The 14,072-nt window shown below is 69.4% G+C and carries 12 protein-coding genes; 3 read left to right on the forward strand and 9 right to left on the reverse strand.

Annotated features, from left to right (window positions below):
• Positions 1-126: 126 nt before the first annotated feature.
• The 6 genes from RPIT_RS09850 to groES all read right to left on the reverse strand — a co-directional run bounded on the left by RPIT_RS09850 (position 127) and on the right by groES (position 8,745).
• Positions 127-420 carry a chorismate mutase gene (locus RPIT_RS09850; protein ID WP_077342773.1) on the reverse strand — a complete coding sequence of 98 codons (294 nt, stop codon included), beginning with the start codon at positions 418-420 and terminating at the stop codon, positions 127-129.
• Between the two features lie 16 nt (positions 421-436).
• Positions 437-1,537: a GuaB3 family IMP dehydrogenase-related protein gene (locus RPIT_RS09855; RefSeq protein ID WP_077342775.1), complete on the reverse strand. Its 1,101-nt coding sequence runs from the start codon at positions 1,535-1,537 to the stop codon at positions 437-439.
• Between the two features lie 14 nt (positions 1,538-1,551).
• A complete protein-coding gene (gene guaB / locus RPIT_RS09860) occupies positions 1,552-3,057 on the reverse strand; it encodes an IMP dehydrogenase (RefSeq protein ID WP_077344292.1) in 1,506 nt (501 codons plus the stop codon).
• Positions 3,058-3,130: 73 nt separating this feature from the next.
• On the reverse strand, positions 3,131-6,700 hold the full coding sequence (locus tag RPIT_RS09865; protein ID WP_143028195.1) for an nSTAND1 domain-containing NTPase: 3,570 nt from the start codon (positions 6,698-6,700) through the stop codon (positions 3,131-3,133).
• A 114-nt stretch (positions 6,701-6,814) separates the two neighbouring features.
• Complete coding sequence (gene groL, locus RPIT_RS09870; protein WP_077342779.1) at positions 6,815-8,395, reverse strand: chaperonin GroEL; 1,581 nt, start codon at positions 8,393-8,395, stop codon at positions 6,815-6,817.
• A 53-nt stretch (positions 8,396-8,448) separates the two neighbouring features.
• Positions 8,449-8,745: a co-chaperone GroES gene (gene groES, locus RPIT_RS09875; protein WP_077344293.1), complete on the reverse strand. Its 297-nt coding sequence runs from the start codon at positions 8,743-8,745 to the stop codon at positions 8,449-8,451.
• 241 nt (positions 8,746-8,986) lie between these two features.
• Between groES and bioB the strand changes: the two genes are divergently transcribed.
• On the forward strand, positions 8,987-10,042 hold the full coding sequence (gene bioB / locus RPIT_RS09880; RefSeq protein WP_077342781.1) for a biotin synthase BioB: 1,056 nt from the start codon (positions 8,987-8,989) through the stop codon (positions 10,040-10,042).
• Here bioB and RPIT_RS15990 read toward each other — a convergent pair.
• On the reverse strand, positions 10,032-10,628 hold the full coding sequence (locus RPIT_RS15990; RefSeq protein ID WP_077342783.1) for a sugar O-acetyltransferase: 597 nt from the start codon (positions 10,626-10,628) through the stop codon (positions 10,032-10,034). The two genes, bioB and RPIT_RS15990, sit on opposite strands and share 11 nt — an antisense overlap.
• 92 nt (positions 10,629-10,720) lie before the next feature.
• Here RPIT_RS15990 and RPIT_RS15955 point away from each other — a divergent pair, with 92 nt between their 5' ends.
• Positions 10,721-10,846, forward strand: coding sequence for a hypothetical protein (locus tag RPIT_RS15955; protein WP_257787341.1), 126 nt, complete (start codon positions 10,721-10,723; stop codon positions 10,844-10,846).
• A 13-nt stretch (positions 10,847-10,859) separates the two neighbouring features.
• A complete protein-coding gene (locus tag RPIT_RS09890) occupies positions 10,860-11,483 on the forward strand; it encodes a M23 family metallopeptidase (RefSeq protein WP_077342785.1) in 624 nt (207 codons plus the stop codon).
• A gap of 13 nt (positions 11,484-11,496) precedes the next feature.
• Here the strand turns inward: RPIT_RS09890 and RPIT_RS15780 are convergent, their stop codons facing one another.
• Together RPIT_RS15780 and RPIT_RS09905 are read right to left on the reverse strand one after the other, a co-directional pair.
• Positions 11,497-13,308 carry a 5-oxoprolinase subunit B/C family protein gene (locus tag RPIT_RS15780; RefSeq protein ID WP_169835155.1) on the reverse strand — a complete coding sequence of 604 codons (1,812 nt, stop codon included), beginning with the start codon at positions 13,306-13,308 and terminating at the stop codon, positions 11,497-11,499.
• Entirely contained in the window at positions 13,305-14,051 is a 747-nt protein-coding gene (locus RPIT_RS09905) for a LamB/YcsF family protein (RefSeq protein ID WP_077342787.1), read from the reverse strand. Before RPIT_RS09905 ends, RPIT_RS15780 begins: the two co-directional genes overlap by 4 nt.
• Between the last annotated feature and the right edge of the window lie 21 nt (positions 14,052-14,072).

Raw genomic sequence — 14,072 nt, forward strand, 5'->3', positions numbered from 1 at the left:
ACGCCCGCGATGTCTCGCGGGCGTCGCTGAACCTTGTCGGCGTTTGGCCTAGTCCGTTGGCGTTTCGGGCTCTTGGTTGGCGTTGTGCGCCGTTGGTTGGCGTGTCCTCAGCTGAGTCGGCGATCGTTAGTTCTGCTCGGCCGCGATCTGCTCGTGGTGGCGGACGACCTCCCGCACGATGAAGGTCAGGAACTTCTCGGCCAACTCAGGATCCAGGTCCGCTTCGACGGCGAGAGCGCGCAGCCGGGCGATCTGATGCGCCTCGCGCTGGGGATCAGCGGGCGGCAGCCCGGCCGTCGCCTTCAACTGGCCGACCCGCTGGGTCACCTTGAAGCGCTCCGCGAGCAGGTGGATCAACGCCGAGTCCATGTTGTCGATGCTGCCACGCAGGCGTTTCAGCTCAGCTTCTGCCTCGTCCATCGGGGCCCCTCAGGTGTCAGTGGAGGATCAGATCGATCCGCTGGAAACTCTTGATGTCGGTGTAACCGGTCAGAGCCATCGCCTTGCGTAGCCCACCGGCCAGGTTCATCGTGCCGTCGGGCACTCTCGACGGCCCGAGGACAACCTCCTCGAGGGTGCCCACCTGGTCGAAGAACGAGCGCTCACCGCGCGGCAGGCGAGGATGCCACGCCTCGCTCCCCCAGTGCCACCCTCGACCCGGAGCTTCAGTGGCTCGGGCCAGCGGAGAGCCGACCATGACCGCATCCGCGCCCGAAGCGATGGCTTTGGCGATGTCGCCCGAACGGCCGACGGCCCCATCGGCGAGGATGTGGACGTAGCGGCCGCCCGACTCCTCGAGGTAGTCACGGCGCGCCTCGGCGACGTCGGCGACGGCCGAGGCCATCGGGACCTCGATGCCCAGCACCGACGCCGTCGTGTGCGTGGCCCCGCCGCCGAAGCCGACGAGGACGCCCGCGGCGCCCGACCGCATCAGGTGCAGCGCGGCGCGGTACGTCGCCACGCCGCCGACGAGCACGGGCACGTCGAACCGGTAGATGAAGTCCTTGAGGTTGAGGGTCTCCTCCCCTCCCACGTGTTCGGCCGACACCGTGGTGCCGCGGATCACGAAGAAGTCCATCCCCGCCTGCTCCAGCACCGGGGCGAACTCCAGGGTGCGCGCCGGAGACAGTGAGCCCGCGACCGGGACGCCGGCGTTGCGGATCTCGGCCAACCGGTCGCGGATCAGCTCGGGTTTGACCGGCTCGGCGTAGATCTCCTGCATGCGCCGAGTGGCGGTGACCTGGTCACACTGCTGGGTCAGCAACTCGTACTGCGGCTGCGGATCCTCGTACCGCGTCCACAGCCCCTCGAGGTTCAGCACGCCGAGCCCGCCCAGTTCCCCCATCCGGATGGCTGTGGCCGGAGACATCACCGAGTCCATGGGGGCAGCGACGATCGGCACCTCGAAGGAGACGGCGTCGATCTTCCAGGTGAGATCCACCTCGTCGTCGCTGCGGGTGCGGCGCGTCGGCGCGATGGCGACATCGTCGAAGCTGTAGGCGTGGCTAGCCCGCTTGCTGCGTCCAAGCTCGTACATGGATGGCGTCCTTTCTAGCGGGCCCAGTAGTTGGGCGCCTCAGCGGTCAGCTGAATGTCGTGCGGGTGGGACTCGCGAAGTCCGGCGGCGGTGATCCGCACGAAGCGGCCGCGGTCCTGGAGCTCCGCGATCGTCGACGCCCCTGAGTAGAACATCGACTGCCTGAGCCCGCCGACGAGCTGATAGGCCACGGCGGCCAGCGGACCCCGATAGGCCACCTGTCCCTCGATGCCCTCGGGGATGAGTTTGTCGTCGGAGGTGACGTCGCCCTGGAAGTAGCGGTCCTTCGAATAGGACGCCTTGCGGCCGCGCGCGGCCATCGCCCCCAGGGATCCCATCCCGCGGTAGCTCTTGAACTGCTTGCCGTTGATGAAGACCAGATCGCCCGGGCTCTCCTCGCAGCCTGCGAGCAGCGACCCCAGCATGACCGCCGACGCCCCCGCGACGATGGCCTTGGCGATGTCGCCGGAGTACTGCAGGCCTCCGTCGCCGATGACCGGCACGCCGGCGGGTCGAGCCGCCTGGGCGGCGTCGAAGATCGCGGTCACCTGCGGCACGCCGACCCCCGCGACGACGCGGGTGGTGCAGATGGATCCCGGCCCGACACCGACCTTGACGGCATCCGCGCCCGCCTCCACGAGCGCCTTGGCGCCGGCGTAGGTGGCCACGTTGCCGCCGACGATGTCGACGTCCTTGGCGAGCGGCTCCGCCTTCAGCCGCTTGATCATCTCGACGACGCCCCGGCTGTGCCCATGGGCGGTGTCGACGACGATGAGATCAACACCCTCCTCGACGAGAGCCATCGCACGCTCCCACGAGTCGCCGTAAAAACCGACGCCTGCACCTACCCGGAGGCGTCCCTGGTCGTCCTTGGCCGCGTTCGGGTACCGGTCGGCCTTGACGAAGTCCTTCAAAGTGATCAGTCCCTTGAGACGGTTCTGCCCGTCGACGATCGGGATCTTCTCCACCTTGTGCTTGGCCATGAGCCCGAGCGCCTCCTCGCCGGACGCCCCCTCGCGCACCGTCACCAGCGGCATCTTCGTCATCACGTCGCCGACGCTGCGGTTGCCGTCGTCCTCGAAGCGCATGTCGCGGTTGGTGATGATGCCCACGAGCACGCCGTTGGCGTCGATGACGGGCGCGCCGGAAATGCGGTACTGCGAGCACATCTCGTCCACCTCGGCGAGGGTCGCGTCGGGGCTGACGGTCACCGGTTCGCTGACCATCCCCGCCTCGGATCGCTTCACCTGATCGACCATGTGTGCCTGCTGCTCGATCGACAGGTTGCGGTGCAGGATGCCGATGCCACCCTCCCTCGCCATGGAGATCGCCATCCGGGACTCGGTGACCGTATCCATCGCCGCAGACACGAGCGGAACGTTCAGCCTGATCCGTTTGGTCAGCTGCGTGCCCGTATCGACCTCCGAGGGGATGATGTCGGACTGGTTCGGCTGCAGAAGCACGTCATCGAAAGTGAGCCCCAGCGCCGCGAAAGGGCGCGGGACCCCCGCGCCGGTCAGTTCCTCAAACAACTTCTCGTCACCCTCCTCGGCTGAAACCGTCGTCAGTCTACGCTGACTCGATCAGCGCTGCTCAGCCGCAACCATCGGGAGCGTCCACGCTCGGTGCGAGGTGACCCCATTCGTGCGAGGTCAGGCTCTGCCCGACCGCGGCGCACACCCGCTCGACCGCGACGTCGACGTCGAGGGGCCATGTGTGGATGCCCTCGTCATCGGTGAGGAAGATCAGCTCGCCCTCGTCGAAGACAAGCTGCGACACCGACCCGCGGCCCGGTCTGAGGGTGACGGCCTGCTCCAGACCCTCGTCCCGGACGTACCACAGCTCGATCCGGCCGTCGACGAGTCCGGCCGCCAGCAGCTCGCCGTCCTCGGCCAGGGCCAGCGACGAAATCCCCGAATGAAGCTCCGTGTCCGTGGCAGCCACTGCAGGTCGGGCGGGATCCGTGACATCCACCGCCAGGATGTAGCCGGCGTCGGTCCCCAGGAAGAGCCGGTCACCGGACGGATCCCACGCAAGGGTGATCGCGGCCCCGGTGGACGGCACCTCGACCTCCCCCAGCTTGTCGAGGGTCTCGGCATTCCAGATCACCAGTCGGGTCGAATCCTCACTCATGGCGGCGAACATCGGCTCGGCGGGATGCCAGCCCATCGCCAGAGTGGACCAGGTGCTGAAGGACCCGGCCACCCTCCAGCCCAGGTCGTCGCGCTCGAGCACGAGCGCCTCGGGAACGGAGGCCTTCGCGAAGAGCGCTCGGCGGCCGTCCGGGCTCCCGCCCATGAAGTAGGCGTTGCCCGGCCCGATGTCGGTCAGCGTCGGCTGCCCGTCTCGGGTGAGGTCCCAGGTGGCGAGCGTGCCGTCGCCGACCCAGAGCGTGAGTGTCTCGTCCGAGGCATGGATGACGGTGGAGTCGGTCTGCGCGCCGTCCGGCAGGTCGAACTCCCTTTCCAACTCTCCGTCCATGTCGAACACGCGGGCGGTCTCCCCGAAGTACTTGACGATCCGCTCGCCTGCGACGCCGGCGGGCTGCCGTGTGTCGCTTCCCTCGATCAACAGACCCGAGTACCGCTCGGGCCAGACCCGCACGGTGCCGTCGAGGCTGCCCGTGACGACCCTGCCCTCGACGAACCCGATCCCGGTGACGGTACTGGGCACGACGAAGCTGCCAAGGCGGGAGCCGTCCCGATCGAGCACCGTGACGTCTCCGGTGCCGGAACCGACGACGATGCGATCCTCTGTGACGGCGACGCTGTGGAGCGCCAGCGGGCCGAACTCCAGCGCCGTGACCAGTTCCAGACCGGTGGGTCGGGCCGTAAGCAGCGTCGTCGTGCCTCCCCCGCCCACGGCAACCAGCGACGTTCCCTCAGGGTCGAATACCGCTTTGTTCACCCAGCGTGACAACGCCACCGCGGGCAGTTCCTCACCGTCGGACGTCCAGTGGGCCAAAATCAGATCGGATCCGGCCACCACCGATCCGTCGGCGGGGCTCACCGCCAGCGCCTGGACCGCCGCCCCCGACGGGTGGGACCACGCTTCAAGCCTGGCCTCGGGATCGCCGAGATCCATCCGCCGCACGGTGCCGTCGATCATGCCGAAGTAGGCGGCGCCGTCGCCGAGAGCCGCGGAGTACGCGACCGAGTCCCCACCGACCTCCCCGAGCCGGCGGGGCTCGTCGCCAGTGACATCCCAGACGCTCGCCGTGCCCTGGCCCGCGACGGCCAGGAACTCGCGCCCCTGGTCGAGCGAAAAGGCGAGGCCGAAGAGCTGCCCGTCCACCACCGTGAACTGTGCAGCGGGGGCGGCGAACTGGCCGTTGCGCCACACCCGCACGACACCGTCGGACGACGAGCTCGCCACGAGCGCGCTGCCGGGAGCCGACTCCACGCGCACCGTTCCGGCCGGCCCCAGGATCCGCGTCGGGACCTGTTCTCCAGCTGACTTGAGCACCGCGGCCCGCGCCTCCATCGTGTCGGAGAGGCGATGCGCCGCCACGCTCACCTGGGCTGCGACGTTGCGGTCACCCCTGCGCATCTCCTCCGCCACGAGCGCCAACTGCCTCGACTGCGCCTCTGCCTTGGCGAGTTCGGCCTCGGAGCTGACCTGCTCGAGCCGTGCGGCGGAGGACACGGCGATGATGAGCAGCACGGTGACGATCGCACCGAGCGCCGTGATGAGCGCATTCAGCCGCCGGAGTTTCCGGATCTCCCCGGCGTGCGCCGCGGCGCGCTCGCCCTCCTTGGCCCGGCTGGCGTCGAGGAAGTCCTGCTCCAGGTGGTTGAGTGCCATGCCGTGCGCGGCCGGTTCGAGCGCGGCCACGGGGACCAGGGTGTCGGGGTCCCGACCCGACTCCTCCCAGACCTCGGCCGCCTTGCTGAGCCGGCGTCTGAGCAACAGCGCGTCCCGGGCCTCCTCGGCCCAGGAGCGCAGCCGACCCCATTGGCGAAGCAGTGCTGAGTGGCTGACGACCAGGGACGAGCCCGTGATGCTCAACAGGCGCGCGGACAGGAAGCGGTCGACGAACGCCAGGTCCTCCTCCGCGATCGCCGACATGTCGATGGACCTGCGTTCGAATCCGTCGGCGCTGACCTGGACGAGGGAGAGCAGCAGTGCGCGGATGCGCTCCTGCTCCTCGGCTGACGAATCCGCGAACACTTCTTCCGCGAGGTGCTCAAGGCCGCCCCAGAGCCCCCCGGTCTCCACGTAATCCTCCACAGTGACGCTCTGCCCCGAGGCGTGGTCCCACGCACGGAAGAGCGCATTGGAGAGCAGGGGCAGCACCGACGCCGGCGGCGGCCCATAGCGCCGGAGGTCCTGCTGGAGCAGCGCCACGAGGGCCTCGTCCACGGGGCGTCCGCTGCGTTGGGCCGGGAGGCGGATGATCTGGGCAAACTCCTGCTCGGTCAAGGGGCCGAGCAGTACCGGGGCGGACAGGGCGGCCTGGAGCCGCCGATCGCTGAGGGCGTGTCCGTACGCGTCTGCAACCATGCCGATCACCGTCGTCACGTTGGCCGGTAACGCATCGAGGGCCGCGAGCACCCCCTCCCGGTGCGCTTCGTCCGCGTTGCGCAGGACTTCGAAGTGGTCGACGATCAGGAGGGTCGGGGTGTCCCCCGGTACCCATTCGGTCACCTGCTGGGCGCTGAGCGTGACACAGGCGAACTCCGCGAGGCGACCGCCGCCCCGGCATTCGATCCCCACCAGGCCCGCGTTGAGCAGGGAGGTCTTCCCGGCTCCGGACAGGCCGACGACCGCCACAATCCTCGCCCCTCCGGCGGTCTGGACGGCCCGCACCTTGTCCACCAGGTCATCCAAGGCCCGCTCCCGGCCGAAATAGCGCTCAGCATCGTCGGCGGCGTACGGCTGGATGCCCTGATAGGGGTTGGTGCCCACCAACCCGCCTCCACGAAGCCCGTCCAGCACCCTGAGCCAGGCGTCCGACTCGTCACCGAGCCCCAGCTCGTGAAGGAGCACCACGAACTGATCCTGAAGCGCCAGCGTCGGCAGGTGGCGGCCGTCGAACCACCCCTGCAGCGTTGAGGGAGGAAGGCCGACTCGGCGCGCGGCCGCACGCAGCGACAGTCCATGGCGCACCCGCGCCTCACGCAGCGCTGAGGCGAAACCCTGTCGCGTGGAAGGAGCCGTCACAGCGCAACGGTAGCAACCGCCCGACTCGCCGCCGGAACCGGGCGCGGTTGCCCCTCACAGACAAAGAGCCCCACCCGGATGGTCCGGGCGGGGCTCTTCAGCTCAACTGACGGGTCAGTCCTCTTCGGGCTTGTCGACCACGAGCGTCTCGGTGGTCAGCAGCAGCGAAGCGATCGACGCGGCGTTCGCGAGCGCAGAGCGGGTCACCTTGACGGGGTCGATGACGCCGTTCTCGACGAGGTTCTGGTACTCGCCGATCTTCGCGTTGTAGCCGTGACCGACCTCGAGCTCCGCGACCTTGGCCGTGATGACGTAGCCCGCCTCACCGCCATTCTCAGCGATCCAGCGCAGCGGCTCGGCCAGCGCCTTCGCAACGACGGAGACACCCGCCTTCTCGTCGCCCTGGAAACCGAGGCCGTCCTTCAGGACTGCACCGGCGTGGATGAGGGCGGAACCGCCTCCTGCGACGATGCCTTCCTCGATCGCCGCACGGGTCGCCGAGACGGCGTCCTCGATGCGGTGCTTCTTCTCCTTCAGCTCCACCTCGGTGGCGGCGCCGACCTTGATCACGCAGACGCCGCCGGCGAGCTTGGCGACTCGCTCCTGCAGCTTCTCACGGTCCCAGTCGGAATCGGTGCGCTCGATCTCGGCACGCAGCTGCGCGACGCGACCGGCCACCTCGGAGTGCTCCCCGTGGCCGTCGACGATCGTGGTGTTGTCCTTCGTGACGACGATGCGCCGGGCGCGGCCGAGCACCTCGAGACCGACCTGGTCGAGCTTGAGGCCCACCTCGGGGGCGACAACCTGGCCGCCGGTGAGGATGGCGATGTCCTCGAGCATGGCCTTGCGGCGATCGCCGAAGGCGGGAGCCTTGACAGCCACCGACGTGAAGGTGCCACGGATCTTGTTGACCACGAGCGTGGACAGAGCCTCTCCGTCGACGTCCTCGGCCACGATGAACAAGGTGCCCTTGGCGGCGATGACCTTCTCCAGCAGCGGGAGCAGATCGTTCATCGAGGAGATCTTGCCGCTGTGGATCAGGATGTACGGATCCTCAAGCACGGCCTCCATGCGATCGGCGTCGGTCACGAAGTACGGCGAGAGGTAGCCCTTGTCGAACTGCATGCCCTCGGTGAACTCGAGGTCGGTGCCGAACGTGTTGGACTCGTCAACCGTGATGACCCCGTCCTTGCCGACCTTGTCGAAGGCCTCGGCGATCAGGGCGCCGATCTGCTCGTCGCGCGACGAGATGGTGGCGACCGACGCCATGTCGGCGGTGGTGTCAACGGGCCGGGCGTTCTCACGCAGGCGCTCGACGACAGCCTCCACGGCCTTGTCGATGCCGCGCTTGAGCCCGACGGGGTTGGCGCCTGCGGCGACAGCCCGAAGGCCCTGGTGGACCATGGCCTGTGCCAGGACGGTGGCGGTGGTGGTGCCGTCGCCGGCGACATCGTTGGTCTTGGTGGCGACTTCCTTGGCGAGCTGGGCTCCCAGATCCTCGTAGGGATCGTCGAGCTCGACCTCCTTGGCGACGGTGACGCCGTCGTTGGTGATGGTCGGGGCTCCCCACTTCTTGTCGAGAACGACGTAGCGGCCCTTGGGGCCCAGCGTCACCTTGACGGTGTTGGCGAGGGCGTCGACACCACGCTCGAGCGCGCGGCGGGCCTCCTCGTCGAAAGCGAGAATCTTCGGCATGTGATTCCTAATTCTTCTTCAGTCGGGGGCGGCGGGTGGCCGACCCCCGTCGATTACTTGGAGACTACGGCGAGGATGTCGCGGGCGTTCAGGAGCAGGTACTCCTGGCCGTCGTACTTGACCTCGGTGCCGCCGTACTTGGAGAAGATGACGACGTCGCCCTCGGCAACGTCGAGGGGAACGCGGTTGCCCTTGTCATCGATGCGGCCGGGGCCGGTGGCGATGACCTTGCCCTCCTGGGGCTTCTCCTTCGCGGTGTCCGGGATGTAGATGCCCGACGCCGTCTGGGTGGTGGCCTCGAGGGGCTGGATGAGGATGCGGTCCTCGAGCGGCTTGATCGTGGTTGCCACGTTCAACACCTTTCTTGTCTTATCCGGCAGAGCCGGCGGATCTCGTCTGGTTCAGGTGGCCGTGCGTCGTCGCGGGTGCCGCTCGGCCGTTAGCACCCGGGTTACCCGAGTGCTAACCCAAAGTTATACCCGAGCTAGCACTCAATCAAGCCGAGTGCCAAGACTGCCGACCACCCACCCGCAACGGATTTGAACACTGTTAAACTCCTGAACACTGTTCAAACCCATCCGAGGGAGCATCGTGGATCTCAACGCCCTGGCCAGCCGCGTCATCGACGGCGGCACCATCACCACGGACGAGGCGCTCGCCGTCCTCCGGCTGCCCGACGAGCTCACCTACGAGCTGGTCGCGGCCGCCGGACGGGTGCGCCGCCACTTCCACGGGGCGACGATGAAGGTGAACTACCTGGTCAACCTGAAGTCCGGCAAGTGCCCCGAGGACTGCTTCTACTGCTCGCAGCGCCTCGGCTCCGATGCCGAGATCCTGCGCTACACGTGGCTGACGCACGAGGACGCCCTGGAAGCGGCCAAGGCGGGGATCCGGGCCGGCGCAGGGCGCGTCTGCCTCGTCGCCTCCGGCCGCGGGCCCTCGAACCGCGACGTCGACCGAGTGGGCAGGATCATCGAGGACCTCAAGGAGGACAACCCCGGAGTCGAGGTGTGCGCCTGCCTCGGCATCCTCAAGGACGGCCAGGCCGAGCGGCTCGCCTCCGCCGGCGCCGACGCGTACAACCACAACCTCAACACCGCCGAGTCGCACTACGACAACATCTGCACCACCCACGACTACGACGACCGGAAGGACACCGTGCAGCACGCCCGGGAGCACGGGCTCTCGGCCTGCTCAGGCCTGATCGCGGGCATGGGCGAGAGCGACGAGCAGCTCGTCGAGGTGGCCTTTCAACTGAAGGAGATCGGCGCCGACTCGGTGCCCGTCAACTTCCTCATGCCGTTCGACGGCACCCCGCTCGAGGGGCATTCCGAACTGACCCCGCAGAAATGCCTGCGCATCCTGGCGATGATCCGCCTGGTCCACGGCTCGGCCGACGTGCGGGTCTCGGCCGGCCGCGAGCAGCACCTGCGCTCGTTGCAGCCGCTCTCCCTGGAGATCTGCAACTCCCTGTTCCTGGGTGACTACCTGACCTCCCAGGGCCAGGCAGGCGAGGAGGATCTGGAGATGCTGGCCGACGGCGGCTACACCGTCTGGGGTGCCGACGGGCAGCGCTCCCCCGGGGCCCCACCCAGGCCGGAGATTCGCCGTCGGGGGGCGGGCACCAGGGTGGCTGCTAACGCTTAGCGTCGCCCTCCGTCACGCTACGGATCACGCGGGCGGGGTTGCCGACGGCGATCGAATCGGCCGGGATGTCGGAGGTGACGACCGCGCCGGCCCCCACGATCGAGTTCTCGCCGATGGTGACCCCGGGCAGCACGATGACCCCGCCGCCGAGCCAGACGTTGTCCTGGAGGGTGATCGGCGAGGCCGATTCGAGCTTGTCTCGCCGCGGCTGGGGCTCGATCGGGTGCCAGGCGGTCAGCAGTTGGACGTTGGGGCCGATGAGGCAGTCCCTGCCGATGGTGATGGGGGCCACATCCAGCGCGGTCAGGTTGAAGTTGATCTGGGTGCCGTCGCCGATGTGGATGAACTCGCCGTAGTCGACGTACAGCGGAGGCCGGACCCAGACGTCGCGGCCCATGCTTCCCAGCAGTTCGGCGAGGATCTCTCCGGCATCCTCGCGGCCCTTCACGTAGGCTCGGTGATACTCGTCGCTCAGCCTCGTGGCCCTCGTGGAGCGCTCCGCCATCGTGGGGTCGTCGGCGATGTAGAGATCGCCGACGAGGAGCCTCTGCCAGTTCGAGCGTGGGTCATCGGTGAAGTAGTCCATCCACCCAACCTACGTGGCGATCCGCCCGCAGCCGGCACCGGTCGCCCTTGCGCGCCCCACTCCCATTCCTTACCTTTGAGTGAGGGGGAGCTATGAGCAGCGGCACCATGACGGGCAAGGGCCAGATCACCGGTCCCACAGAGGTGCGCGCGCCCGGACGTCGACGGCGACGAGCGGGCCGCCGGGCAGAGCTTCCCCGACGTCGCCGGCTGGGCTGAGCAGGCCGTGGCGATGGACCTGCGCTACCCCTTCACCGGCCGCTGGCTCGTACAGAACAGCCCCGCGGACCGGGTGCCCAGCCACGGGACGACCGCCTTCGCCACGTCCTACGCGATCGATTTCGTGCCGGTCGACGACAGGGGGCGGACGGCGCCGTTCGGACTCCGGTCGCTGCTGCGCCCGCAGGCCCCGGACGCCTTTCCGGGCTTCCGGCGAGCGATCCTGGCCCCGGTCGACGGGGTCGTTGTCGCGGCCCACGGCGCCGAGCTCGACCACGCCGCATACCGTGGTCTGTCCTCCGTCGGGTATGCCGTGACCCAGGGTCGGAGGGTCGCCGAGGGCTGGCTCGCGCTGGCCGGCAACCACGTGCTGATCCGCTGCGCCACAGGCGATGTGGTGGCGCTGTGCCACCTGCAGCAGGGCTCGGTCAGCGTCCGCGTCGATCAGCCCGTGCGCGCCGGTGACCCAGTGGGTCGGTGCGGCAACTCGGGCAACAGCACCGAGCCGCACGTGCACGTGCAGGCGATCGACCGGCTGGACGTGGGCGCCGCCCTGCCGGTGCCGATCACGTTCGATGGCGGGCTGCCCAGGGGCGGGGAGATCGTGGTCGCCCACCTGGGCAATCGAACCGGGTGACCGGATGGGCGCGTCAGCGGCCAGGGTGGGAGCTGACCCGGTCACCCCGCTGGCTGAGGTGGACGGCGGCGCCGGGGCGGAGTTGGGCGGCGCGGTCGGCCGACGCCGGGGTCAGGACTGCGGCCACCGGGTAGCCGCCGGTCAACGGATGGTCGGCGAGGAAGATCACCGGCTGTCCCGACGGGGGCACCTGGACGGAGCCCCGCACCACAGGTTCGCTGGGCAGTTCGCCGCCGATGAGCCGTGCGAGCGGGTCCCCCTCGAGCCGCGCTCCCACCCGGTCGACAGCGGAGCTGACCCGCCACGTGGTGCCGTCGAGGGGCGCGACCCAGTCTGCGCGCGGGCCGGGTGTGAACTCCAGCTCCACGACGTCGGGCACAGGGGGCTGCGGGGCCCAATCCGTGGGTGGGATCCAGCCGGGCGCGGCCTCCCCGATCGGCACCATGCTTCCCGCCGTCAGGGGCTCGGGGCCGAGCGCGGCCAGGGTGTCGCGCGAGCGGGAACCCAGCACCGCGGGCACCGTCACTCCCCCACGGATCGAGAGATAGGTGCGTAGGCCCTGTGATGGGGCGCCGAGCGACAGCGTCTCGCCGTCGCCGAGGTGGAAGACCGTAGCCATCGAGACGGCCCGTCCGCCCGCGACCGCGGCCAGGTCTGCGCCCGTCAGCGCCAGGGTGAGGGATCCTTCCGCCACGAACTCCGCCGAGCCCATCGCGACCTCGAGGCCGGCCTCACCCCGGGGGTTGCCGACCAGGCGGGCGCCGAGCTCGTAGGCGCCGCGATCGGCCGCCCCGGAGCGGCCGACGCCGATGGCGGCGTAGCCGACGCGCCCGCCGTCGACGACGAGCACCGGCAGCCGGGCAGAGGTGAGCGTGAGGGCGCGGGGGCCCCTCGATACGCTCGCTCGTTCCTCGCTCGCTACTCGGGGAGACGTGGAAGAAACGCCCGCACGTTCCCCGCTCGCTACTCGGGGAGACGTAGAAGAAACGCCCGCACGTTCCCCGCTCGCTACTCGGGGAGACGTGGAAGAAACGCCCGCACGTTCCCCGCTCGCTACTCGGGGAGACGTGGAAGAAACGCCCGCACGTTCCTCGCTCGCTACTCGGGGAGACGTAGAAGAAACGCCCGCACGTTCCTCGCTCGCTACTCGGGGAGACGTAGAAGAAACGCCCGCACGTTCCTCGCTCGCTACTCGGGGAGACGGAGCGGGACCGACCGCGCGTTCCTTGACGGCGCGGAAGCGGACGCGGGTGCCGGGGGTCAAGAGGGCCGGAGGGTCGGCGTCGGGGTCGAAGAGCACGACGTCGGTACGGCCGAGGAGTTGCCAGCCGCCCGGCGAGGAGGTCGGGTAGATCCCGGAGAACTCGCCCGCCAGGCCCACCGCGCCGGCGGGCACCCGGGTCCGGGGGGTTGTCTTCCGCGGCACCGTCAGCCTCGGATCACCGCCCACGAGGTAGGCGAAGCCGGGCGCGAAGCCTCCGAACGCCACGGCCCACGGGGTCCCGGTGTGCGCCGCGACCACGTCCGCAGGGCTGAGCCCCGTGAGATCCGCGACCAGAGCCAGGTCCGGACCGTCGTAACTGACGGGGATCTCCACCTCGCGCTCCCCCGTCGGCATCGTCGACGCCGGCACCGCCATGACCTCCAACTGAGCGCGGACCTCCCCCAGCTGGCCGGGCAGCGCCCTGACCAGCAGCGTGCGCGCGGCCGGCACCACCTCCGCCACCCCCGGCAGCGCCCCGACGAGCGGGGTGCAGGCCAGCACCTCGCTGAGGTGCTGCAGTTCCACCAGCACCGCCTCCGCCCCGCAGCGAAGCAGCCTCATCGGACGAACGGCGCGATCTCGATCCCCGCTCCTTCGAGCGCCCGCCGAACAGCCCGCGCGAGGCCGACGGCGCCCGGGGTGTCGCCGTGCGTGCAGATCGACTCGGCGCGCAGTGGGATCAGCGTGCCGTCGACGGCTTCCAGCAGCCCCTCGTGGGCGAGCCGGAGCATGCGTTGACCGACGTCGTCGTGCACGATGGCGCCGGCGTCGGTACGCGGGACCAGGGTCCCGTCCGGCCGGTAGGCCCTGTCCGCAAAGGCCTCAGCTACCGTCCGGAGCCCCGCCTTCTCGGCCTTCCGCAGCAGAAGTGAGCCGGGCAGCCCCAGGATGGGCAGGGAGGGATCGTAGGCCAGCACCGCATCGACGACCGCGTCGGCGTGCGGCTCATGGTGCACGGCCGCGTTGTACAGGGCCCCGTGGGGCTTGACGTACCGGACCCGCGTGCCGGACGAACGGCACAGTCCATCCAACGCTCCGATCTGGTAGACGAGGTCCGCGGCGAGTTCGGCGCGGCCGGCGTCGACGAAACGGCGCCCGAAGCCCGCCAGATCCCGGTAGGACACCTGGGCGCCCACCACGACCCCGCTGCGCGCCGCCTCTTCGCACGTGCCCAGCAGGGTCAGGGGGTCGCCGGCGTGGAAGCCACAGGCGACGTTGGCGCTGGAGACGATGCCGAGCATCGCGGCGTCATCGCCGAGCCTCCACACGCCGAACGACTCGCCGAGGTCAGCGTTCAGATCCATGCGTGCAGCCTACGGTGCCCG

Origin of the sequence: Tessaracoccus flavus, from assembly GCF_001997295.1 — a bacterium.
GTDB classification, from domain to species: Bacteria; Actinomycetota; Actinomycetes; order Propionibacteriales; family Propionibacteriaceae; genus Arachnia; species Arachnia flava.

Excerpts from the sequence above, each read along its gene's own strand:
- RPIT_RS09850 (WP_077342773.1), bottom strand. The coding sequence starts at position 420 with ATGGACGAGGCAGAAGCTGAGCTGAAACGCCTGCGTGGCAGCATCGAC.
- RPIT_RS09855 (WP_077342775.1), bottom strand. The coding sequence starts at position 1,537 with ATGTACGAGCTTGGACGCAGCAAGCGGGCTAGCCACGCCTACAGCTTC.
- groL (WP_077342779.1), bottom strand. The coding sequence starts at position 8,395 with ATGCCGAAGATTCTCGCTTTCGACGAGGAGGCCCGCCGCGCGCTCGAG.
- RPIT_RS15990 (WP_077342783.1), bottom strand. The coding sequence starts at position 10,628 with ATGGACTACTTCACCGATGACCCACGCTCGAACTGGCAGAGGCTCCTC.
- RPIT_RS15955 (WP_257787341.1), top strand. The coding sequence starts at position 10,721 with ATGAGCAGCGGCACCATGACGGGCAAGGGCCAGATCACCGGTCCCACA.
- RPIT_RS09890 (WP_077342785.1), top strand. The coding sequence starts at position 10,860 with ATGGACCTGCGCTACCCCTTCACCGGCCGCTGGCTCGTACAGAACAGC.
- RPIT_RS15780 (WP_169835155.1), bottom strand. The coding sequence starts at position 13,308 with ATGAGGCTGCTTCGCTGCGGGGCGGAGGCGGTGCTGGTGGAACTGCAG.
- RPIT_RS09905 (WP_077342787.1), bottom strand. The coding sequence starts at position 14,051 with ATGGATCTGAACGCTGACCTCGGCGAGTCGTTCGGCGTGTGGAGGCTC.